At 70.5% G+C, this 22,467-nt stretch carries 19 protein-coding genes; 11 read left to right on the top strand and 8 right to left on the bottom strand.

The window, feature by feature from the left end; genetic code table 11:
- Window positions 1-564: 564 nt before the first annotated feature.
- Window positions 565-1,620 (top strand): magnesium and cobalt transport protein CorA, encoded by a 1,056-nt coding sequence (locus AB0N06_RS30365; protein ID WP_366137904.1) that lies wholly within the window; start codon window positions 565-567, stop codon window positions 1,618-1,620.
- A gap of 117 nt (window positions 1,621-1,737) precedes the next feature.
- Here AB0N06_RS30365 and AB0N06_RS30360 read toward each other — a convergent pair whose 3' ends face one another.
- The gene (locus tag AB0N06_RS30360) at window positions 1,738-2,700 is read right to left on the bottom strand and encodes an FAD-dependent oxidoreductase (RefSeq protein WP_366137903.1); all 963 of its coding nucleotides are present in this window, start codon (window positions 2,698-2,700) and stop codon (window positions 1,738-1,740) included.
- Between the two features lie 645 nt (window positions 2,701-3,345).
- On the opposite strand from AB0N06_RS30360, the gene AB0N06_RS30355 reads away from it, so the two are divergent.
- On the top strand, window positions 3,346-4,983 hold the full coding sequence (locus AB0N06_RS30355; RefSeq protein ID WP_366137902.1) for an ABC-F family ATP-binding cassette domain-containing protein: 1,638 nt from the start codon (window positions 3,346-3,348) through the stop codon (window positions 4,981-4,983).
- Window positions 4,984-5,134: 151 nt separating this feature from the next.
- Here AB0N06_RS30355 and AB0N06_RS30350 read toward each other — a convergent pair whose 3' ends face one another.
- Window positions 5,135-7,543, bottom strand: a complete 2,409-nt coding sequence (locus tag AB0N06_RS30350) for a Tex family protein (protein WP_366137901.1) — start codon at window positions 7,541-7,543, stop codon at window positions 5,135-5,137.
- A 153-nt stretch (window positions 7,544-7,696) separates the two neighbouring features.
- Complete coding sequence (locus AB0N06_RS30345) at window positions 7,697-8,560, bottom strand: hypothetical protein (protein ID WP_366137900.1); 864 nt, start codon at window positions 8,558-8,560, stop codon at window positions 7,697-7,699.
- 134 nt (window positions 8,561-8,694) lie between these two features.
- Here AB0N06_RS30345 and AB0N06_RS30340 point away from each other — a divergent pair, with 134 nt between their 5' ends.
- Window positions 8,695-9,675 (top strand): GlxA family transcriptional regulator, encoded by a 981-nt coding sequence (locus AB0N06_RS30340; RefSeq protein WP_366137898.1) that lies wholly within the window; start codon window positions 8,695-8,697, stop codon window positions 9,673-9,675.
- Between the two features lie 10 nt (window positions 9,676-9,685).
- Window positions 9,686-10,321 carry a DJ-1/PfpI family protein gene (locus tag AB0N06_RS30335; RefSeq protein WP_366137897.1) on the top strand — a complete coding sequence of 212 codons (636 nt, stop codon included), beginning with the start codon at window positions 9,686-9,688 and terminating at the stop codon, window positions 10,319-10,321.
- Window positions 10,322-10,454: 133 nt separating this feature from the next.
- On the opposite strand, the gene AB0N06_RS30330 is transcribed toward AB0N06_RS30335, so the two are convergent.
- Window positions 10,455-11,219, bottom strand: coding sequence for an enoyl-CoA hydratase-related protein (locus AB0N06_RS30330; protein ID WP_366137896.1), 765 nt, complete (start codon window positions 11,217-11,219; stop codon window positions 10,455-10,457).
- A gap of 81 nt (window positions 11,220-11,300) precedes the next feature.
- Here AB0N06_RS30330 and AB0N06_RS30325 point away from each other — a divergent pair, with 81 nt between their 5' ends.
- Both AB0N06_RS30325 and AB0N06_RS30320 read left to right on the top strand, forming a co-directional pair.
- A complete protein-coding gene (locus AB0N06_RS30325) occupies window positions 11,301-11,924 on the top strand; it encodes a DUF308 domain-containing protein (RefSeq protein WP_366137895.1) in 624 nt (207 codons plus the stop codon).
- A gap of 137 nt (window positions 11,925-12,061) precedes the next feature.
- Window positions 12,062-12,517: an ATP-binding protein gene (locus tag AB0N06_RS30320; protein WP_366137894.1), complete on the top strand. Its 456-nt coding sequence runs from the start codon at window positions 12,062-12,064 to the stop codon at window positions 12,515-12,517.
- Between the two features lie 39 nt (window positions 12,518-12,556).
- Here AB0N06_RS30320 and idi read toward each other — a convergent pair whose 3' ends face one another.
- The 4 genes from idi to galE all read right to left on the bottom strand — a co-directional run bounded on the left by idi (window position 12,557) and on the right by galE (window position 16,909).
- A complete protein-coding gene (gene idi / locus AB0N06_RS30315; RefSeq protein WP_366137893.1) occupies window positions 12,557-13,150 on the bottom strand; it encodes an isopentenyl-diphosphate Delta-isomerase in 594 nt (197 codons plus the stop codon).
- Between the two features lie 149 nt (window positions 13,151-13,299).
- Window positions 13,300-14,580 carry a bifunctional class I SAM-dependent methyltransferase/N-acetyltransferase gene (locus AB0N06_RS30310; RefSeq protein ID WP_366137892.1) on the bottom strand — a complete coding sequence of 427 codons (1,281 nt, stop codon included), beginning with the start codon at window positions 14,578-14,580 and terminating at the stop codon, window positions 13,300-13,302.
- A 238-nt stretch (window positions 14,581-14,818) separates the two neighbouring features.
- The gene (locus AB0N06_RS30305; RefSeq protein WP_366137891.1) at window positions 14,819-15,760 is read right to left on the bottom strand and encodes a cation diffusion facilitator family transporter; all 942 of its coding nucleotides are present in this window, start codon (window positions 15,758-15,760) and stop codon (window positions 14,819-14,821) included.
- Between the two features lie 165 nt (window positions 15,761-15,925).
- A complete protein-coding gene (galE, locus tag AB0N06_RS30300; RefSeq protein ID WP_366137890.1) occupies window positions 15,926-16,909 on the bottom strand; it encodes a UDP-glucose 4-epimerase GalE in 984 nt (327 codons plus the stop codon).
- A gap of 339 nt (window positions 16,910-17,248) precedes the next feature.
- Between galE and AB0N06_RS30295 the strand changes: the two genes are divergently transcribed.
- Genes AB0N06_RS30295 through AB0N06_RS30275 form a run of 5 tightly spaced genes read left to right on the top strand, consistent with a single transcriptional unit; the run spans window position 17,249 to window position 22,430 of the window.
- Window positions 17,249-19,009 carry a DUF5941 domain-containing protein gene (locus AB0N06_RS30295; protein WP_366137889.1) on the top strand — a complete coding sequence of 587 codons (1,761 nt, stop codon included), beginning with the start codon at window positions 17,249-17,251 and terminating at the stop codon, window positions 19,007-19,009.
- Complete coding sequence (locus AB0N06_RS30290) at window positions 19,006-19,743, top strand: phosphocholine cytidylyltransferase family protein (RefSeq protein WP_366137888.1); 738 nt, start codon at window positions 19,006-19,008, stop codon at window positions 19,741-19,743. Before AB0N06_RS30295 ends, AB0N06_RS30290 begins: the two co-directional genes overlap by 4 nt.
- Window positions 19,731-20,792, top strand: coding sequence for an iron-containing alcohol dehydrogenase family protein (locus AB0N06_RS30285; RefSeq protein WP_366137887.1), 1,062 nt, complete (start codon window positions 19,731-19,733; stop codon window positions 20,790-20,792). The genes AB0N06_RS30290 and AB0N06_RS30285 overlap by 13 nt, the downstream gene beginning before the upstream one ends.
- Window positions 20,770-21,549, top strand: coding sequence for a CDP-alcohol phosphatidyltransferase family protein (locus AB0N06_RS30280; protein ID WP_366137886.1), 780 nt, complete (start codon window positions 20,770-20,772; stop codon window positions 21,547-21,549). Before AB0N06_RS30285 ends, AB0N06_RS30280 begins: the two co-directional genes overlap by 23 nt.
- Window positions 21,546-22,430 (top strand): glycosyltransferase, encoded by an 885-nt coding sequence (locus AB0N06_RS30275; protein ID WP_358859784.1) that lies wholly within the window; start codon window positions 21,546-21,548, stop codon window positions 22,428-22,430. The genes AB0N06_RS30280 and AB0N06_RS30275 overlap by 4 nt, the downstream gene beginning before the upstream one ends.
- Window positions 22,431-22,467: the final 37 nt, after the last annotated feature.

The following is a 22,467-nucleotide window of genomic DNA, read 5'->3' as shown; positions in this document are numbered from 1 at the left end:
CACCATCCGAGCTCGCTCCGCGAGCCTGGGAGCCACCGCCCCGGCAGCCCACCGCGACAACTCGGCACGCTCCTCACCCGACAGAACGATCTCCACAGCACGCGGACCAGAAGGCGACATACAAACACTCTACATACTTAGAGTCGCCATTTGAGGCGCAGGATACTAGCTGGTCAGGGCGGGTTTGCGGGTGATGCTCGGCGATATCGGCCAAGCCCTCCGGCTTCCACGCGCGCAGGCGCCGCCGCGCCGTGCCGCCGGCCCTGGAGCCCGCAGGAGCGGAGGCGGCCATCCTGTGCTCCCCTCGTGCCGCGAAACAGGCTGGCCGTGCAGGAGACGGCCAGCTCAGCGTTTGTGGGCCGGAGACGCAAGCGCGCGCTGACCCCCGGGGCACTCCGAATCAGCGCCTGCCCGTGTGGTGAAGTGCTGGTCGAGACGAGCGCCCAGCCCCCACCGTCCTGCGCTGTGACCGGTCGGAGGCAACCATGGATGTAGGGCAGCCACGGCGGGCGCCGTCGGTGGGCGAGCGGCGGTGCACGTCGGCCGGACGCGAGGAGGAACGCCATGATCGTCGACTGCGCGCACTACCGCGACGGGCTCCGGCAGCAGGAGGGTCCGATGCCACTGGAGCAGGCCGCCGCCCGCTGCAGGCAGGGCGGCTTCGTCTGGCTGGGCCTCTTCGAGCCCGGCCAGGAGGAAATGGACAACGTGCGCGAGTGCTTCGGACTGCACGAGCTCGCCGTCGAGGATGCCCGGACCTCCCACCTCCGGCCGAAGGCAGAGCGGTATGAGGACGGCACCGAGCTGATCATCCTGCGCACCGCTCGCTACGACGACGAGCGCGAGGAGATCGACACCGGCGAGATCAGCGTCTTCCTCGCGGAACACTTCGTGATCACTGTTCGCCAGGGCATCGCCAGCGAGCTTCACGGCGCCCGCGCCCGGCTCGAACGCCGCTCCGAGCTGCTGCGGGCCGGTACCGCCTCAACCCTGTGGGCCATCCTCGACCAGGTCGTCGACAGCTACGCGCCGGTCGTTGCGGAACTCGACCACGACATCGAGCAGATCGAGGCCACGGTGTTCTCCGGGGTGGTCGCACCGACCGAACGGATCTACTTCCTGCGTCGTGAGGTCACCGACTTCTACCGCGCCGTGCACCCGCTGCTCGCCGTGCTCTCCCGGCAGCTGCAGCCCGGCAAGTACCCGGCCGAGCTCCTGCCGTACTTCCACAACGTTCACGATCATCTGCTGCTGGTCAACGAGGAGGTCGCCGCCCAGCGCGACCTGCTGACCACCGTCCTGGAGGCGAACATCGCGGTGGTCTCCGTCGAGCAGAACAAGATCAACCTCCAACAGAGCGCCACGATGGAGCGGCTCACGATCATCGCGACCGTGTTCCTTCCGTTGTCCTTCGTGGTCGGCTTCTTCGGGCAGAACTTCGCCTGGCTGGTCAGGCACATCGACAGCTTCACAGCGTTCCTCGACCTCACGGTCGTCGGACTGCTGCTGCCGATCCTGGTGCTGTACGTCTGGCTACGCCGACGGCGTGGTCACCCGGCACCGCTGATGCCTGAGGCGAGCAACGCCGTCCCGCACACCCCGACGGCCTCCACGAAGTGAGGACGGCACCGGCTCATGGCGGTTCAGTACAGATAGACGTCCCCGCCGCCCGACTGAGGCCCCGGCGCCCTGGCCGCCCGCCGCCGGGCCGCCCGCGCCCCCGCCCCGCGGCCCGGTTCAGGACAGGAGATCGGCCGCCGCCCGCGCGCAGCCCAGGGCCACCGTCACCCCCGCACCCCCGTGCCCGTAGTTGTGCACCAACCGCCCGCCGCCCGGCAGCGGTTCGGCCCCGATCCGCACACCGGTGTCGCGTGCGGGACGCAGACCCACCAGGTGCCCGATGACCCGCGCCTCCGCGATCTCCGGCCGGATCCGGGCACACCGGGCCACGATCTCCGCGGCGGTACGGGGGTCGGGCACCGTGCTCCAGTCGTCCACCTCGGCCGTGCCGCCGAGAACCAGCCTCCCGGGCTGCGGGAAGAAGTACGTCGTCGCGTCCGAGGCGGGGTCCGCCTCGGCGAACCACTCCTCGATCCCCGGGTTCTCCACCAGCACCAGCTGGCCGCGGACCGGGCGCACCCCGGCATCGGGGACCAGTTCGCGCGCCCCGAGACCGGTGCAGTTGACCACCATCGACGCCTCGGCAGCGGCTTCGTCGAACGAGGTGACGGTACGCCGCTCGACAACGCCACCGGCCGCCGCCAACTGCTGCTCCAGCCAGCTCAGATGTACCGGCATGTCGATCAACGGCAGCCGGACCCGCAGCCCCTCCGCGACCTCGGTCACGTGTTTCAACTGCCCGGCCCACGAACCGAGAGCGGCGAGTCGCTCGCCCCCGTGCAGACCGGAGACCAGCCGCACCCCCGTCCTGCCCGGGCGCCCGGCCAGCTCCTCGTATCTCCGGAGCGATGTCAGCGACCAGTCGCCGACCAGCTCCTCCGGCTCGATCCGGTACGGCCACCACAACGCCCCCGCCACCGCCGACGTCGTTGCCGCAGCCGGCTCCCGTGACCAGACCCGCACCCGGTGGCCGCGCTCGGCCAGCACCAAGGCCGTGGTCAGCCCGCTGATCCCACCACCCACCACGATCACGTCCGGCACGTCCGTCCGCCCCGTCACCTCTGCCCGTGTGTCGCTCATGGCCGGACGCTAACGGAAAGTCCAGGTCAGTGGTGACCGTTCCTAGTGCCGCGACCGGCAAGGTTTGCCCCGTCGCGGCGGCCGGCACGCGCGCTCGCGGCGTTGGCCAAAAGCCCAGGTAGCTCCGCTACAAGGGCTTCCGGCTGCCTTGCGATCACACGCACCGGCCGCCGCTCCTTGACGGGCAAACCTTGCCGGTCGCGGCACTAGCCAGTGTGCGTGAGTGAGTCCTGGGCCCACTGCTGCGTACTGGGCGCATCCCGAACCGTGTTGGATGTGCTGGGTTCCCGCGTTCGCGTCCCGCTCGGTGACGGCTCTCCAGGGGGCCGGTCCGTTGTGGGTGGGCGGGTTCCCTCACGCCCCCGGTCACGTGGTCCGGCCTGGACGGTCCGATGCCCGACACGATCGCTCCGGTCGTGTCGGGGCGGTGCCGTCCTTCCCCAAGCTCTTAACTCCGTTCGAGCAGGGGATACCCCATCCCGGACCGGGTGCCCGAGGGCGCGTCGTCCGATGAGCGGCGACCTGCGCGGGCCCGCCCTCGTGATCCGCACCCGCACTCGCGCGGAACTGCGACCCGGAGCCCCCGCCGGCTTCTTTGACACCCGTCGAGAGCGAAGCCGTCCGCCGATTAGGATCGACACCCTGATGACTGCCACTCTCGTCGCCAAGGACCTCGCCGCCGGACACGGCGACCGCACTCTCTTCGCCGGTCTCGATCTCGTCGTCGCACCCGGTGACGTGATCGGTCTCGTCGGAGTCAACGGAGCCGGAAAATCGTCCCTGCTCCGGCTGCTCGCCGGGCTCGACCGGCCGGAGGAGGGTGAGCTGCGGCTCTCCCCGCCCACCGCCACCGTCGGTCACCTCCCGCAGGAGCCGGAGCGCCGCCAGGACGAGACCGTACGGGACTTCCTCGCCCGCCGGACCGGCGTCGCCGACGCCCAGACGGCGATGGACGCCGCCACCCAGGCCCTCGTCGACGGGGCACCGGGGGCGGACGACGCGTACTCCGAAACCCTCGAACGCTGGCTGGCCCTCGGCGGCGCCGACCTCGACGAGCGCGCCGAGGAGGTCGCCGCCGACCTCGGTCTGACCGTGGGCCTCGACCTGCCGATGACCGCGCTCTCGGGCGGCCAGGCCGCCCGCGCCGGACTCGCCTCGCTGCTTCTGTCGCGGTACGACGTCTTCCTCCTCGACGAGCCCACCAACGATCTGGACCTGGACGGACTGGAGCGACTGGAGCGGTACGTCTCCGGGCTGCGCGCCGGCACCGTCGTCATCAGCCACGACCGCGAGTTCCTGATGCGTACGGTCACCAAGGTCCTCGAACTCGATCTCGCCCAGCAGCAGATCAACCTCTTCGGCGGTGGGTACGCGGCCTATCTGGAGGAGCGCGACCGGGCCCGCAGGCATGCCCGCGAGGAGTTCGAGGAGTATGCCGACAAGCGCTCTGCCCTCGAAGGCCGCGCCCAGATGCAGCGCGGCTGGATGGACAAGGGCGTCAGGAACGCCCGCCGCAAGGCCACCGACTCCGACAAGCTCGGCCGCAAGTTCCGCAGCGAAGCGAGTGAGAAGCAGGCCGCGAAGGCCCGGCAGACGCAGCGCATGATCGAACGGCTCGATGTCGTCGAGGAGCCGCGCAAGGAGTGGGAGCTGCGGATGGAGATCGCCACGGCCCCGCGCTCCGGATCGGTCGTCGCCACGCTCCGCGAGGCGCAGGTCGTGCGCGGCGACTTCGCGTTCGGGCCGGCGTCGCTGCAGATCGACTGGGCGGACCGGGTGGCGATCACCGGCGCCAACGGAGCCGGCAAGTCCACTCTCCTCGCGGCGCTGCTCGGCCGCCTGCCGCTGGACTCGGGCCATGCGATGCTCGGCTCGGGCGTGGTGGTGGGCGAGGTGGACCAGGCACGGAAGCTGTTCCACGGCTCGGAGACCCTGCTGGAGGCGTTCTGCGCAGCCGTCCCGGAGACCGAGCCGGTCGAGGTCCGCACGCTGCTCGCCAAGTTCGGGCTGCGCGCGGACCATGTGATGCGGCCCGCCACGACCCTCTCCCCGGGCGAACGGACCCGGGCGGCCCTCGCCCTTCTCCAGGGCCGGGGCGTGAACCTCCTGGTCCTGGACGAGCCGACGAACCACCTCGACCTGCCCGCGATCGAACAGTTGGAGTCGGCGCTCGACTCGTACACGGGGACGCTGCTGCTGGTCACGCACGACCGAAGGATGCTGGAGGCGGTGCGCACGACGCGGCGCGTCGAGGTGGCCGACGGCAAGCTGACCGAGGCCTGACCCAGTCAAGCCCGAGCAGGCGAAAGACCGAGCCCGTCGGGCGATTTAGAGGCCGCCCCACCTATGTGCGCGGCCTCTTGGACCGAAAATTCGGGAAGGGGCGGGTGGGGGGGGCAGCCGCGCAGCGGACCGCCCTCACCCGCCCCCACCGTCAGTGCTTCCTTCCGCCCTGCTTCGGATCCGCCAGCCCCGCCCGCCGCAACGCATCCGCCATGGCGCTGTTCACCGGCGCCGGCGCCTGACGCGCAGAGCCGCCACCACCGCCACCGCGCCGGTCACGGTCCTGACCGCCCTGACCCTGGCCCTGCCGCTGCCGCGGCGGCCGACCGCCCTGGCCGCCCCGCTCCCGCTTCGTCCCACCGCCCTGTGACGACGACTGTCCCTCCGACGTCTCGTCGTCCAGCCGCAGCGTCAACGAGATCCGCTTCCGCGGAATGTCGACGTCCATCACCTTCACCTTCACGATGTCGCCCGGCTTCACGACATCCCGCGGATCCTTCACGAAGGTCTTCGACATTGCCGACACGTGCACCAGACCGTCCTGGTGGACACCGACGTCCACGAACGCCCCGAACGCGGCGACATTCGTGACGACCCCCTCCAGCACCATCCCGGGGGCCAGATCACCGATCTTCTCGACGCCCTCCTTGAAGGTGGCCGTCTTGAACGCGGGCCGCGGGTCGCGACCCGGCTTCTCCAGCTCCTTCAGGATGTCCGTGACCGTCGGCAGCCCGAATTTCTCGTCCACGAAGTCGTCCGCCCGCAGCGACCGCAGCACACCGGAGTTGCCGACCAGCGACGCGACATCCCCGCCCACCGTCTTCGCCATCCGCCGCACCACCGGGTACGCCTCCGGGTGCACGCTCGACGCGTCGAGCGGGTCGTCTCCCCGGATCCGGAGGAAGCCCGCACACTGCTCGTACGCCTTCGGGCCCAGCCGCGCCACGTCCTTCAGCGCCTTCCGGGACCGGAACGGCCCGTTCGTGTCCCGGTGCGCGACGATGTTCTCGGCGAGACCCGAGCCGATGCCGGAGACCCGCGAGAGCAGCGGGGCCGACGCGGTGTTGACGTCGACGCCGACGCCGTTCACACAGTCCTCGACGACCGCGTCGAGTGAGCGCGACAGCTTCACTTCGGACAGGTCGTGCTGGTACTGGCCGACACCGATCGACTTCGGGTCGATCTTCACGAGCTCGGCCAGCGGGTCCTGCAGACGCCGGGCGATCGACACCGCACCACGCAGCGACACGTCCATGTCGGGGAGTTCCTGCGAGGCGAAGGCGGAGGCCGAGTACACCGAGGCGCCCGCCTCGGACACCATCACCTTGGTGAGCTTCAGCTCCGGGTGCCTCTCGCACAGTTCACCCGCGAGCTTGTCCGTCTCGCGGGACGCCGTGCCGTTGCCGATCGCGATCAGATCGACGGAGTGCTCCTTCGCCAGCCGCTCCAGCTTGGCCAGGGACTCGTCCCACTTGTTCGCCGGGACGTGCGGGTAGATGACGTCGGTCGCGACGACCTTGCCGGTCGCGTCGACGACGGCCACCTTCACACCCGTACGGAAACCGGGGTCGAGCCCCAGTGTGGCCCGCGTGCCGGCCGGTGCGGCGAGCAGCAGATCGCGCAGGTTCGACGCGAAGACCCGTACCGCCTCGTCCTCCGCCGCCGTCCGCAGCCGCAGCCGCAGATCGATACCGAGGTGGACGAGGATTCGGGTCCGCCACGCCCACCGCACCGTGTCGCCGAGCCACTTGTCGCCCGGGCGGCCCCGGTCGGCCACGCCGAAACGGCGGGCGACCATGTTCTCGTACGTCGAAGGGCCCGGTGTCTGAGAGGGTTCCTCCGGCTCCAGGACCAGGTCGAGCACGTCCTCCTTCTCGCCCCGGAGCATCGCGAGGACCCGGTGCGAGGGCAGTGCGGTGAACGGCTCGGCGAAGTCGAAGTAGTCGGCGAACTTCGCGCCCGCCTCCTCCTTGCCGTCCCGCACCTTCGCGGCCAGCCGCCCGCGCGACCACATGCGCTCACGCAGCTCGCCGATCAGGTCGGCGTCCTCCGAGAACCGCTCGGTGAGGATGGCACGGGCGCCCTCCAGAGCCGCGGCGGCGTCCGCGACACCCTTGCCGGCGTCGACGAAGGCGGCGGCAGCGGCGAGCGGTTCGACGGACGGGTCGCCCAGCAGGCCGTCGGCGAGCGGTTCGAGCCCTGCTTCCCGGGCGATCTGTGCCTTCGTCCGCCGCTTCGGCTTGAACGGCAGATAGATGTCCTCGAGCCGCGCCTTGGTGTCGGCGGCCCGGATCTGCGCCTCCAGGGCCTCGTCGAGCTTGCCCTGTTCGCGTACGGAGTCGAGGATCGCCGCCCGCCGGTCCTCCAGTTCCCGCAGGTACCGCAACCGCTCCTCGAGCGTGCGCAGCTGCGCATCGTCGAGCATCTCGGTCGCTTCCTTGCGGTAGCGCGCGATGAACGGCACGGTCGACCCGCCGTCGAGCAGCTCTACGGCCGCCTTCACCTGCCGCTCGCGTACGCCGAGCTCCTCGGCGATCCTGCCTTCGATGGACGTCGTCACGGTTCTACCGACTCGCCTTCTCGTACTGGCTGTGCTGGGCTGTACTGGCTGTGCTTACCGGGGCGGGGCCCCTTCCGTCTGCATTGTGCCGGGTGGCCGGGCGCCGTGTCGCCCGACCACCCCACTTGTCCGCCGGTCGGCGGGTCGGCGGGATCAGCCCTTGCCCATCAGATCGGCCGGGAACGCGCCCGCAGAAACCGCCGTGAGGAGGAATCCGCGCGCCAGTTCGGTGAGCCGCTCCACGCCCTCCGCTCCCAGATGCTCGTACGGTGCCAGATCCATCCGGTCCGTGGTGTCCTCCAGCTCCGCCCGCAGGGCGACACCCGCCTCCGTCAACTCGCCCTCGCCGTCCAGGAGTCCGCGCCCCCGCAGCCGATCGGCCGCGTCCTCCCAGTCCGTGCGGTGCCAGCCGCGGGTGGCGAGCACCCAGCGCGGGGACATTCCCTTACCGGTCGCGGTGTGGCTGACCAGGGCCTCGACCGGGTCGAGACCGGCGGCGAGGAGCGCGGCGATATGGCCGTCACCGCGGTGTTCGCGCAGCAGCGTCCCGGCGTGCCAGTACGCCAGATGCGGCTGCTCCGGCACCGGCAGATCGGCGTGGGCGGCGTAGAGCGGCCGGGCGTGTCGCGTGCACGCCTCGGCGGCGCGCAGCGCCAGCTCCGCGGCCTCGGCCAGCTCGGGGGATTCGATGATCTCCGGGCCGAGCAGCCGGCGCAGCGTCGTGTCCGCGGCCCGCAGCCGGGCGTCCAGGACCGCCTGCGGTGAGGCGACGGACCACAGCGCGGGGATGTGCCGGGCGATGAGTTCGTGGTTGAAGTTGTAGAAGGTGGCGGTGACCGTGCCTGGTCCGACGGCGCCGAGCGCTGCTCCGCGTGCGGCGAAGTAGGCGGCGTTCGAGTCGTGGATGCCGAGCTCTCCGAGCTCCTTGCCGAGGTCGGGGGAGAAGTAGACCGTCGAGTGCAGCGGGTTGATGGCGTTGTGGCAGCGGCGTCCGGCGCGCGGCGGCAGAGTACTCATGCCCGCACGTTACGGACTGGTCGGTACGTTCCATAACCCTGTGGCCACGCCCAATTTCACCCGGGACCCGCATGGCAGGAAAGGTGGGTTCTTCGTCATTGCGGCCCTCTTCGCGGCCGTCCAGGATGGCAGACATGACGCAGCGATCCGTACTCGTCGTCCTCTTCGACGGCGTCCAGAGCCTCGACGTGACCGGGCCCATGGAGGTCTTCGCCGGAGCCTCCCGCTTCCCGGACGTCACGTACGGACTCCGCACCGCCTCCCTCGACGGCGCACCGGTCCGCACGAGCGTCGGACTCACCCTCGTTCCGGACGGCAGCCTCGCCGACGCCGAACCGCCCCACACGCTCCTCGTCCCCGGCGGTCAGGGCACCCGTCACCCCGATCCGGCACTCGTCGACTGGCTGCGCACCCATGCCCCGCGCGCCGAACGGCTGGTCTCGGTCTGCACGGGAGCTCTGCTGCTCGCCGCCGCCGGACTGCTGGACGGGCACCGGGTGACCACCCACTGGGTGGTCGCCGAGCACCTCGCCCGCGCCTACCCGGCCGTCGAGGTCGACCCGGACCCGATCTTCGTACGCGACGGGAAGCTGGCCACCTCCGCCGGTGTCACCGCGGGCATCGATCTCTCCCTCGCTCTCGTCGAGGAGGACTTCGGCAGGCAGGTGGCGCTCACCGTCGCCCGCCACCTTGTGGTCTTTCTGCGCAGACCAGGGAACCAGGCCCAGTTCAGCGCCCAGCTCACCGCACAGACCGCGGGCCGCGAACCGCTGCGAGAGGTCCAGCACTGGATCACCGAGCACCCCGGCGACGACCTCTCCGTCGAGGCGCTCGCCGCCCGCGCCCGCCTCTCACCCCGCCACTTCGCCCGCGCCTTCCGGACCGAGACGGGTATGACCCCGGGCCGGTACGTCGACCGTGTCCGGCTCGAACACGCCAGACGGCTCCTGGAGGACACCACCGACGGGGTCGCCGGGATCTCGCGGACCTGCGGCTACGGCACCCCGGAGGCGATGCGCCGCGCCTTCGTCAAGGCCCTCGGCACCGCCCCCGCCGAATACCGGCGCCGCTTCCGCCCCCAGCCCCTGACCAGCACGAGCACCAGAGTCAACTGAAAGGAACACCATGCAGATCGCCATCGTCCTCTTCGACCGCTTCACGGCACTCGACGCCGTCGGCCCCTACGAGATCCTCTCCCGCACCCCCGGCGCCGAGACCGTCTTCGTCGCCGAGCGGAAGGGCCCCGTGCGCAACGACAGCGGCACCCTCGCGCTCGTCGCCGATCGCACCCTCGCCGACGTACCCGCCCCGGATGTGGTGATCGTCCCCGGCGGCCCCGGCCAGAGCGCCCAGATGGAGAACGAGACGCTGCTCGGCTGGCTGCGCGCCGCGGATGCGGCCAGCACCTGGACGACCTCCGTCTGCACCGGTTCGCTGCTGCTCGCCGCGGCCGGTCTGCTGGAGGGGCGGCGCGCCACCTCGCACTGGCTTGCCCTGGACCTCATCAAGACCTTCGGAGTGGAGCCGACCGGCGAACGTGTCGTCATCGACGGCAAGTACGTGACGGCCGCCGGCGTCTCGTCCGGCATCGACATGGGGCTCACCCTGCTCGGCCGGATCGCCGGGGACGAGCACGCCCAGGCCGTACAGCTGCTGACGGAGTACGACCCCCAGCCGCCGTACGACGCGGGATCACCGGAGAAGGCCCCGGCCGCGCTCGTCGAGGAGTTCCGCACCAAGAGCCGCTTCATCCTCCACTAGGGGGTGGCCGCAAAGTACCGCGAGGGGTGGCCGCACAGTGACGCCGTCCGCCCGGAGGGCGCGGCCCGCCGCGGGCCGGGCGGGACTCTGCGGACGCGCGCCTACGGGATGTGCGGCGGCTCACGGCCGGCGCTCAGGTCGTCCAGGTGAAGCGTGGCGCCCGCCGCTCCAGGAAGGCGGCGACACCCTCCGCGGTGTCGCCGCTGCGGCGCGCCTGCTCCATCCAGTACGCGTCCCGGTCCTCCCGCCCCGTGGCGAACTCCTTCGCCGCCGCCTGTGTCAGCTGTGAGCGCGATGCCAGGATCCGTACGTACGCCTCCACCCGCTTGTCCAGCTCGCCGGCCGGCAGTACCTCGTCCACCAGTCCGGTCCGCAGCGCACGTTCCGTGCCGATCAACTCGCCGGAGAACAGCAGATGCTTTGCCGCGGCCGGTCCGATCAGCGAGACCAGCCGCCGGGTCGACGACGCGGCGTAGACGATCCCGAGCTTGGCCGGGGTGACGCCGAAGGAAGCGCCTTCCTCGGCGAACCGCAGATCGCAGGCGGCCGCCAGCTGGCTGCCGCCGCCCACGCAGTAGCCGCGCACCGCGGCGAGCGTCGGCCGGGGGAAGGCGGCCAGGGCCTCCTCGGCCGCCACCGCCAGAGCCTGCGGATCGTACGACGGGCCGCTCGCCCGGTCCCGCAGCGAGGAGATGTCCGCGCCCGCGCAGAAGGTGTCCCCGGCGCCGGTCAGAACCAGGGCGCGCACGGAGGGGTCGGCGGCCGTCCGCTCCAGCAGTCCGGGCAGTGCCTGCCACATGGCGGCCGTCATGGCGTTGCGCTTGGCCGGGTTGCTGATCACGACGGTGGCGATGCCGTCCGCGACGGTGAGCTGCAGCTGCGGTTCCGTACGGTCCATGCGCCGGATGCTATCCGTCCCGTTCGAACCTATGATCAAAAAGGGGCTGAGAAGCAGGCACGCACCGTGAGGAGCTGTCAGATGCCCGGTTCCGAACTCCAGGGCAGGAAACTGAGTCGCAGCTTCGGCGGGCTCGTCCTGCTCGGTGCTCTCCTTGCCGTGGCAGGCCTGGTCGGTCTCGTCTACACCGAGGTCGCGACGCTCACCTCGTTGTTCCTTTTCGGCTGGCTGCTGCTCATCGGCGGCCTCGTCGGTCTGCTCCACGCGATCCAGTCCCGCGGCACCGACTACTTCTGGCTCGGTGTCGTGGTCGCCGCGCTGTACCTGGCCGCAGGTGTCGTCGTGATCCGCCATCCGCACGGCACGGCCGAGACGCTCACCATGTTCGCCGCGCTGCTCTTCCTGACCGGTGGGGTGTTCCGGCTGGTGGGAAGCGTCGTTGTGCGAGGGCCGCAGTTCGGCTGGACGCTGTTGCAAGGCGCCTTCGGGCTGCTCCTGGGACTATTGGTGCTCTTCGATTGGCCGCACAGCAGCCTCTATGTGCTCGGCCTGTTCTTCTCGCTGGCGTTGCTCTTCGACGGGCTGGGCCTGATCGCGATCGGGGTCGGTGGCCGCCGCATCGTCTCGCTGGTCTCGGACCAGATGTCGGCCGAGGCGCTGCCGGACAAGCCTTCAGAAGAAGATCAGAACCAGTCCAAGAAGTGACGCTGTCATACTCATTCGAAAAAAATTCTGTCGATAGAGGTCGACTTCTGTTCAGTAGCACAGCCCGGGCCGACTACTCCCCGCACTCTGTACTTCGACGTGCAGTGACTGTCGAGTCGAGAGCGGGTGCGGGAACTATGGAGAGCCGCGGGAGTGTCCCCGCCAGGCCCGTGCCGTACGAGGGAGTCTGGCGGTTCACCGCGCCGGCCGTCGACGTCTCCGTACCGCAGGCCCGGCACGCCGTACGCGATCTGCTGAACCGCCAGGGCGTGCCGATGGACGAAGGCATCGCCCAGGGCCTGCTGCTCATCGTCTCGGAGCTGGTCACCAACGCCGTGAAGCACGCCGCGCTGCTCTCCCCGGAGCTCGCCGTCGAGGTGGCCGTCGGCGCCGAATGGGTCAGGGTCTCCGTCGAGGACAACCACCCGTACCGGCCCACGGCGCTGGAGACGGACTATGCGCAGACGGGCGGGCGCGGGCTGCTGTTGGTCCGGGAGATCGCGAACGAGGCGGGCGGCACCTGCGATGTCGAGCACACCGCAGGCGGCGGAAAGATCATCTGGGCCGCGCTGCCGCTGAACCCGTACCTCTGACCGCCTCCGCCCGTCCCGCGCCCGCCGTTCGGTTCGCCGCTACCAGCCCGCGGACGGGCCGGTCAGCTCCCTGATCGCCGGGCGCGCGGCATCGAGCACCGTCATGAACCACGCCGAGAACGGTGCCTCGGCATGCCGCTTCGCCAGTTCGTCGGCGGCCACGAACGCCGTCTCACCGACCTCCTCCGGGTCCGGATCCGGTTCCGCCTGCGTCATCCCGACGAAGAGGTGGTTGAACTCCTGCTCCACCAGGCCCGAGGCCGGGTCGGGGTGGTTGTAGCGGACGGTGCCGGCCTCGGCCAGCAGCGAGGGCGAGATCCCGAGCTCCTCGTACGTACGCCGGGCGGCGGCGGTGAAGGGTGCCTCGCCCGGGTACGGGTGCCCGCAGCAGGTGTTCGACCAGACACCGGGGGAGTGGTACTTGCCGAGCGCCCGGCGCTGCAGCAGCAGTCTGCCCTGCTCGTCGAAGAGGAACACGGAGAACGCCCGGTGCAGTTGACCGGGTGCCTGGTGGGCAGCGAGCTTCTCCGCCGTGCCGATGGTGGTGCCGTTCTCGTCGACCAGTTCGAGCATGATCGCTTCTGCTGTGCCGTTCGACGAGCTGTTCGCCGCGGTGGCTGGTGTGGTCGGCATACCCATCCTTCGCTATGGTGCCCGGCCTCGTGCGCCGGTCCCCTCGAGTCTGCTCAAGTCTGCCGTACAAAAGCGGCTTGTCCGCACTTCGGGTCCTGGCATGTCCGGTCCCGCCGCACCTGGTGGATGCGGCGGGACCGGACGGCACGTCAGATCCCGAATGCCGCCGGATACTGGATCGTGCCCGTCGGCACGGGCACGGAATCGTCGAGGACCAGAGCCATCATCGCCTCGTCCGGCACCTCGAAGCCCGCCCGGATCCCGTACCGGGACGCCGGTACGAAGCCGAACCGCGGGTAGTAGTCGGGATGCCCGAGCACCAGCACGAGCGACTCGCCCCGCAGCCGGGCCGCGTCCAGCACGGCCCGGACCACCGCCTGCCCCGCGCCCTGCCGCTGACGGTCCGGGGCCGTTGCCACGGGGGCCAGCGCGAGCGCCGGTGCGTCACCGACCCGGCACCGGGTCAGCAGTGCGTACGCCGCGATGTCCCCGGCCCCTTCGGATTCCCGTGCCACGTAGGACAGACCGGGCAGCCAGGCCCGCGGATCGGCGCGCAGCGCGTCGACGAGACGGGCCTCGTCCGGAGTGGGGAAGGCTGCCGCATTGACCGCGTGCACCGCACCGATGTCCGCCGTCGTCTCCGGCCGGGTGGTCCAGCGGGGGTCGGCGGGGCGCAGGACGTACGTGGCATAGCCGTACTCCGTACCGTGGTCGCGGCGCATGGCCAGTTCCTCCCGGGTAGACGCGAGCGCCCACGCCATTCCGGGCGCCGACGGATCGGTGGCCGCGACCTTCTCGGCGAGCGGCACGTAGTACTCGTCCCAGTCGCTCTCGGGCTGCACCCGCACCCCGAGGACGTGATAGCCCGCCGCGACGGCCTGCGCCGTCTGTGCCGACACCGGGAGCATCGGGCCGTCCTGGTCCCAGAAGGCGCGCGCCTCGTCCGACGGCGCGTCCGTCGTCCAGACGCAGTGGCTGACCACCAAGGAGCCGCCCGGGGCGAGCAGCCGCTTCCAGTCCCGCAGCGCGGTGTCGAAGCCGATGATGTACGCGGACCCCTCGGCCCAGACCAGATCGAACGACGCGTCCGCGAAGTCCGGGGTCCCCGGCCCGGAAAGCCTGCCCATGTCGGCGTGGACGGTACGGATCCGGTCGCCGAGCCCGCGCGCCTCGGCGGACGCGCGCAGCTCGTCGAGGAACGGCTGATGGGTGTCGACGGCCGTCACCTCGGCGCCGGCCTCGGCGGCGAGCAGCAGCGTGGCACGACCGGGACCGCAGCCCAGATCGAGGACGCGCGGACGCCGCGGCAGCCGGCCGGTGCGGGCGAGCAGCCACCGGGTGGTGGCGTCGGAGCCGGGGCTCTGCCGGGGCAGGTCGTGGTGCAGGGAGAAGAACGCCTCGTGACGGGAGGCGTGATCGTTGTCGGTCAACGTGGGAAACCCTTGAGTGAGAGGGTTCCGGCCAACGTGGCGACTCGGCGTGCGTGAGTCGGGGTGCTAGCCCGGAACCCGGGAGCTGAAGAAGGACCGGATGCTGCGCCGGGCAGGCGCCGTCGCGACGGTCATCAACCTCAGCTCCTCTCTCAGGCAGGGGGAGGCGCGTATACCTCCGCGCAGGACCCTACACCCGCGCCCGGACGGCAGGTCGGGTACCGCGCTGAATCGCCGTTCAGTGGCAGAGCCCGGCCTCGTGCTCCGCGTGCCCGCTCGGCTCCAGCTGGAACGTGCAGTGCTCGACGTCGAAGTGGTCGCCGAGACAGCCCTGCAGCTCGTGCAGCAGCTTCTCGTGCCCCATCGAGTCGAGCAGCTCCTGCTGCACCACCACATGGGCGGAGAGCACCGGCATCCCCGAGGTGATGGTCCAGGCATGCAGGTCGTGGACGTCCAGCACCCCAGGCAGGGCGGTGATGTGGGCCCGTACCTCGCCCATGTCGACGCCCTTGGGGGCCGCCTCCAGCAGCACATTGAGCGTCTCCCGGAGCAGCTTGACCGTACGGGGGACGATCATCAGGCCGATCAGCAGCGAGGCGATCGGGTCGGCGGCCTGCCAGCCGGTGGTCAGGATGATGCCGGCCGAGACCAGCACGGTGACCGAGCCGAGCGCGTCGGCGAGCACCTCCAGATAGGCGCCGCGCACATTGAGGCTGTCCTTCTGCCCGCGCACCAGCAGCGACAGGGAGATCATGTTCGCGACGAGGCCGACGAGGGCGAAGACGATCGTCAGTCCGCCCCGCGTCTCGGTGGGCGTGATGAAGCGCCCGACCGCCTCGTAGAGCACATAGCTGCCCACGCCGAGCAGCAGCAGGCAGTTGGCCAGAGCGGCCAGGATCTCGGCCCGGGCATAGCCGAAGGTGCGGTTGAGCCCGGCCGGCTTGTTGGCGAAATGGATCGCCAGCAGCGCCATGCCGAGGCCCAGCGCATCGGTCGCCATGTGGGCGGCGTCGGCGATCAGTGCGAGCGAGTTGGAGAGCAGGCCACCGATGATCTCCAGGATCATCACGGTGAGCGTGATGCACAACGCGATCCGCAGCCGCCCCTTGTACGCGGCGGCGGCGGTGCCGGTGGGCGGTGGCCCGCCGTGCGAGTGCCCGTGATCGTGCCCAGCCCCCATGGGGACGCCTCCGGTCGTCTTGCGGAACCGGACCCGTATCGGCCCGAGAAGCCCAGTGAACTACGGGTAGGGGGTATCCGGCAACACGGCACTGAACACCGTTGTCATATGCCCTGACCTGCGGAAACGATTGCAGGTCAGGGCGGTGGAGTGGTCAGGTGCGGATCAGTCGGCGAGAGCCCCGGGGTGACGCAGGCACCAGCCCTCCCAGGCCGACTCGACCATCTCCCGCACCCCGCGCCGGGCCGTCCAGCCCAGGTCCTCGGACATCCGTGCGGCGGACGCCACGGCCCTGGCCGCGTCGCCGGGCCGGCGCGGCTCGGTCTCCGGCTCGATCCGGTGGCCGGTGACCTCGCCCACCAGATCGGCGAGCTCGCGCACCGAGACGCCCTCGCCGCGGCCGATGTTCACGGTCAGGTCCCCGGGGCCGTCCTGCTCGGCGAGTCTCCGGGCCACCGCGAGATGCGCGTCGGCGAGATCGGCGACGTGGATGTAGTCGCGGATGCAGGTCCCGTCCGGCGTCGGATAGTCGTCGCCGAAGATCCGGGGGGCCTCGCCGCGGGTCAGCCGGTCGAAGAACATCGGAATGACGTTGAAGACGCCTGTGTCCGAGAGTTCCGGCTCGGCCGCGCCCGCCACGTTGAAGTAGCGCAGACAGCCGGTGGACAGGGAGTGCGCCCTCCCGGTCGCCCGGACCAGCCACTCCCCGGCGAGCTTGGTCTCACCGTACGGATTGATCGGTGCGCAGGGAGTCTCCTCGGTGATGAGCTCCACGTCAGGTACGCCGTACACCGCGGCCGAGGAGGAGAAGACGAGGCTCCGGACGTCGGCCGCGACCACGGCCTCCAGCAGGACGGTCAGCCCCGAGACGTTCTCCCGGTAGTAGAGCAGCGGCTTCTCGACGGATTCGCCTACCTGTTTCTTCGCTGCGAGATGCACCACACCGGTCACCGCGTGCCCGACGAGCGTACGGTCGAGCAGTGCGCGGTCGGCGACCGAGCCGCGGATCAGCGGTACATCGGCCGGGAGCCGGTCGCGGACGCCGGTCGAGAGGTCGTCGAGCACGACCACCCGCTCCCCGGCGGCCGCCATGGCCCGCACCACATGTGCCCCGATATAGCCCGCTCCGCCTGTGATCAGCCATGTCATACCCGTCAGCCTAGGTCCATGCCCCTGCGGCGCGTGAGCCGAGGGAGAGACCGGTACCCCCGCGGTTTGTGAGCCGGGGCCGGGATCGACGATGATGATCGCGGGCGGCTCCGCATGATGCCGGTCCACCCCGAACGGAGCACAAACGGGCAGTGAATTCCCGCTTCCGTTCATCCGATAGCCTCTGCCGACGTGCCGCCGGCCCGCATCCGGGCCGCACTGTTGCGCGCCGACCCTGTCAGCACCAAGGAGTGAGTTCGTCTGTCGACCGCCATCCTCACCGGTGCACCGGTACCCGGATCGTCGCTCGAGGACGATCTGAGGTCGCTGGGCTTCGACGTGCAGGCCGCCGCTGATGTCACCGAGGCCGCCGAGCTGCTCTCCGCGGCTCCCGCCGACGCCCGCGTCGCGCTCATCGATCCCCGCTTCGTCGGACACGTCCACGCCCTCCGGCTCGGACTGACCGACCCCCGCTTTCCCGCTGCCACCGTTCCCGGTGCGCTCACCGCACAGCCGGAGGCGCGCCCCGCGCTCGCCCGCGCCCTGCGCAGCGCCACCGCGGCCGTCGGTGCGGGAGTCCCCCTGGGGCCGGCCGTCGCCGCGGACACCGTGCCCGTCACCGACCGCACCGTGCCGGGTCACCTCGCCGTCGCGCTGGAGGCCGAGGGCACCGCCGTGCAGCGCCCGGAACTCGGCTCGCTCGTCGCGGCCGTCCCCGTCGACCAGGCCGCCCGCGCCACCGCGCAGTCCGCTGTGGCCGCGGTCGATGACGAGGCAGTACGGCTGCGCAGCGCCGTAAAGGCCCGCGACGGCTTCTTCACCACCTACTTCATCAGCCCGTACTCGCGCTATATCGCCCGCTGGTGCGCGCGCCGCGGCCTCACCCCGAACCAGGTCACCACCGCCTCCCTGCTCACCGCGCTGGTCGCGGCGGGCTGCGCGGCGACCGGCAGTCGCGGCGGGTACATCGCCGCCGGACTGCTGCTACTCCTCTCCTTCGTCCTGGACTGCACCGACGGGCAGCTCGCCCGCTACTCGCTGCAGTACTCGACGATGGGCGCCTGGCTGGACGCCACGTTCGACCGGGCCAAGGAGTACGCGTACTACGCGGGCCTTGCCCTCGGCGCCGCCCAGGGCGGCGACGACGTATGGGCGCTCGCCCTCGGTGCGATGGTGCTGCAGACCTGCCGCCATGTCGTCGACTTCTCGTTCAACGAGGCCAACCACGACGCGGTCGCCAATTCGAGCCCGACGGCAGCCCTCTCCGACAAGCTCGACAGCGTCGGCTGGACGGTCTGGCTGCGCCGGATGATAGTGCTGCCGATCGGTGAGCGCTGGGCGATGATCGCCGTGCTGACCGCGGTGACGACCCCGCGGATCGTCTTCTACGCTCTGCTGATCGGCTGCTCCGTCGCCGCCTGCTACACCACCGCCGGCCGCCTGCTGCGCTCGCTGACCCGCAAGGCACGGCGCACCGACCGGGCCGCCCAGGCGCTCTCCGACCTCGCGGACTCCGGGCCGCTGGCCGGCCTCGTCGCGGCGAGGGGACCCCGTATCCGGGGCGGATGGGCCGCCCCGGTGGTGGCCCTCGTCGGTGCGGCCGCCCTGATCAGCGCCGCTCTGCTGCAGCCGTTCGGCAGCCGGCAGATGATCGTCGCCGCGGTGTTCTACGCGGTCTGCTCCGGCGTCGCCGTCGCCCGCCCCCTCAAGGGCGCACTCGACTGGCTCGTGCCCCCGATATTCCGGGCGGCGGAGTACTGCGCGATCCTTGCTCTGGCCGCCCGCAGCGATGTCGATCAAGCCCTTCCTGCGGCTTTCGGACTGATTTCGGCCGTCGCCTACCATCACTACGACACGGTGTACCGCATTCGCGGGGGCACCGGCGCGCCGCCCCGGTGGCTGGTGCGAACGATCGGTGGGCACGAGGGCCGGACCCTGGTGGTGGCCGTACTCGCCGCCGTACTCACTCAGCATTCAGGTTTCACCGTGGCACTCACCGCTCTCGCGGTGGCCGTGGCCGTGGTGGTGCTCGCCGAGTCCATCCGCTTCTGGGTGTCCTCCGGAGCACCTGCCGTTCACGACGAAGGAGAACCCGCATGATCGGCCTCGTACTCGCAGCCGGTGCAGGACGGCGTCTGCGCCCCTACACCGACACGCTTCCGAAGGCCCTCGTGCCGGTCGACGGCGAGAAGACCGTGCTCGACCTGACGCTCGCCAACTTCGCGGAGATCGGTCTCACCGAGGCCGCGATCGTCGTCGGCTACCGCAAGGAGGCCGTGTACGACCGCAAGGCCGAGCTGGAGGCGAAGTACGGCCTGACGCTCACCCTCGTCGACAACGACAAGGCCGAGGAGTGGAACAACGCCTACTCCCTGTGGTGTGCCCGTGAGGTCCTGAAGCGGGGCGTCATCCTCGCCAACGGCGACACCGTGCACCCGGTCTCCGTGGAGAAGACGCTCCTCGCCGCCCGCGGCAACGGACAGAAGATCATCCTCGCCCTCGACACGGTGAAGAACCTCGCCGATGAGGAGATGAAGGTCATCACCGACGGCGACAAGGGCGTCCAGCGGATCACCAAGCTGATGGACCCCGCCACGGCGACCGGCGAGTACATCGGCGTGACCCTCATCGAGCCCGAGGCCGCCGAGGAGCTCGCCGACGCCCTGAAGGCGACGTATCTGCGCGACCCCGACCTCTACTACGAGGACGGCTACCAGGAGCTCGTCAACCGCGGCTTCACCGTCGACGTGGCCCCCATAGGCGAAGTGACGTGGGTCGAGATCGACAACCACGACGACCTCGCGAAGGGCCGTGAGATCGCGTGCCAGTACTGACCCGGCTCATCCCGTCCCCGGTCGTCGTCGACATCCGTCGCGGCGCCCTGGACGACCTGGCCGGCCTCCTCGCCGACCAGCGGATCTCCACCTCCGGCAAGCTCGCCGTCGCGATCAGCGGCGGCTCGGGCCGGGTCCTGCGCGAGCGGCTGTCCCCGGTGCTGCCCGGCGCCCATTGGTATGAGGTCGCCGACGGCACGATCGACTCCGCCGTGGGGCTCGCCGACCAGATCAAGGGCAACCGGTACGACGCCGTGGTCGGCCTCGGCGGCGGCAAGATCATCGACGTGGCGAAGTACGCCGCGGCGCGCGTCGGCATGCCGATGGTCGCGGTTGCGACGAACCTCTCGCACGACGGCCTCTGCTCGCCCGTGGCGACCCTGGACAACGACAACGGGCGGGGCTCCTACGGGGTCCCCACCCCGATCGCCGTCGTCATCGATCTCGACATCATCCGCGAGGCGCCCGCCCGTTTCGTCCGCTCCGGCATCGGCGACGCGGTCTCCAACATCTCCTGCGTGGCCGACTGGGAGCTCGCCCACGATGTCACGGGCGAGGAGATCGACGGGCTGGCGGCCGCCATGGCCCGGCAGGCGGGTGAGGCCGTGCTGCGCCACCCCGGCGGGGTCGGCGACGACGCCTTCCTGAAGGTACTGGCCGAGGGCCTGGTGCTCACCGGCATCTCCATGTCGGTCGCCGGGGATTCCCGGCCGGCCTCGGGCGCCTGCCACGAGATCAACCACGCTTTCGACCTGCTGTACCCCAAGCGCGCTGCCAGCCATGGCGAGCAGGTCGGCCTCGGCGCCTGCTTCGCCATGTATCTGCGAGGTGCGCGCGAGGAGTCGCTGCTCATGGTGACCACCCTGCGCCGGCACGGGCTGCCGGTCCTGCCCGAAGACATCGGCTTCACCGCCGACGAGTTCGTCCAGGCCGTCGACTACGCCCCGCAGACACGTCCGGGACGCTTCACGATCCTCGAACACCTCAACCTGTCCACCGACCAGATCAGGGACGCGTACGCCGACTATGCCAAGACCATCAGTAGCTGAACTCCGTCCGGTCGTTCACCCGGAGGGTGTGAAGGACCGGCGCAGCGGTGAACACTGGGCCGGGCGCATGTACATGCGGGAGATCTCGCTGCGCATAGACCGGTACCTGGTGAACACCAAGATCACGCCGAACCAGCTGACCTACCTGATGACGGTCTGCGGCGTCCTCGCCGCCCCGGCCCTGCTGGTGCCCGGGATCACGGGTGCCGTCCTCGGGGTGGTGATGGTCCAGCTCTATCTGCTGCTCGACTGCATCGACGGCGAGATCGCCCGTTGGAAGAAGCAGTTCTCGCTCGGTGGCGTCTACCTGGACCGTGTCGGCGCCTACCTCTGCGACGCCGCGGTGCTCGTCGGCTTCGGCCTGCGCGCGGCTGATCTGTGGGGATCCGGGCGGATCGACTGGCTGTGGGCCTTCCTCGGCACCCTCGCCGCCCTCGGCGCTGTTCTGATCAAGGCCGAGACCGACCTCGTCGGCGTCGCGCGTCACCAGGGCGGACTGCCGCCCGTCAAGGAGGCGGCGTCGGAGCCGCGCTCGTCCGGTCTGGCGCTGGCACGCAAGGCCGCCGCGGCGCTGAAGTTCCACCGCCTGGTGCTCGGGATCGAGGCATCACTGCTGATCCTGGTCCTGGCGGTCCTGGACGCGGTCAGGGGCGATCTGTTCTTCTCCCGGCTCGGCGTTGCCGTACTGGCCGGTATCGCCCTTGTACAGACGCTGCTGCACCTGGTGTCGGTCCTGGCATCGAGCAGGCTGAAGTGAGCACCCCCATGAAGCTCGGCGCGGTCATCATCACGATGGGCAACCGTCCTGATGAGCTGCGCGCCCTCCTCGATTCGGTCGCCAAGCAGGACGGCGACCGGATCGAGGTGGTGGTCGTCGGCAACGGCGCCCCGGTCCCGGACGTCCCCGCAGGGGTGCGGACCGTAGAGCTCCCCGAGAACCTAGGCATCCCCGGCGGCCGCAACGTCGGCATCGAGGCGTTCGGCCCGTCCGGCGCCGATGTCGACGCGCTGCTCTTCCTCGACGACGATGGACTGCTGCCGCTGACCGACACCGCCGAGCTGTGCCGGCAGGCGTTCGAGCAGGACCCGAAGCTGGGGATCATCAGCTTCCGGATCGCCGACCCGGACACCGGCGTGACCCAGCGCCGCCACGTGCCACGGCTGCGCGCCGCCGACCCGATGCGCTCGTCACGGGTGACGACCTTCCTGGGCGGCGCCAACGCCGTCCGTACCCAGGTCCTCGCCGAGGTCGGCGGGCTGCCGGGCGACTTCTTCTACGCGCATGAGGAGACGGATCTCGCCTGGCGGGCACTGGACGCCGGCTGGATGATCGACTACCGCGCCGACATGGTCCTCAACCACCCGACCACCGCCCCGTCCCGGCACGCGGTCTACCATCGCATGGTGGCCAGGAACCGGGTCTGGCTGGCGCGCCGCAATCTGCCCGCGCCTCTGGTCCCCGTCTACCTCGGCGTCTGGCTGCTGCTGACGCTGCTCCGCAAGCCCTCGGGCCCCGCGCTGAAGGCATGGTTCGGCGGCTTCCGGGAAGGCTGGACCAAGCCCTGCGGACCACGCCGTCCGATGAAGTGGCGCACGGTATGGCGGCTGACCAGACTCGGCCGACCTCCCGTGATCTGAGAAGCTCTCCTCTGAGAGCATGGGGCGTATTTATTTC

This window comes from Streptomyces sp. NPDC051020, assembly GCF_040683105.1.
In the GTDB taxonomy this organism is placed as follows: Bacteria; Actinomycetota; Actinomycetes; order Streptomycetales; family Streptomycetaceae; genus Streptomyces.
The sequence above is the reverse complement of the archived record's forward strand: the minus strand, read 5'-3'. Positions and strand labels throughout refer to the sequence as shown.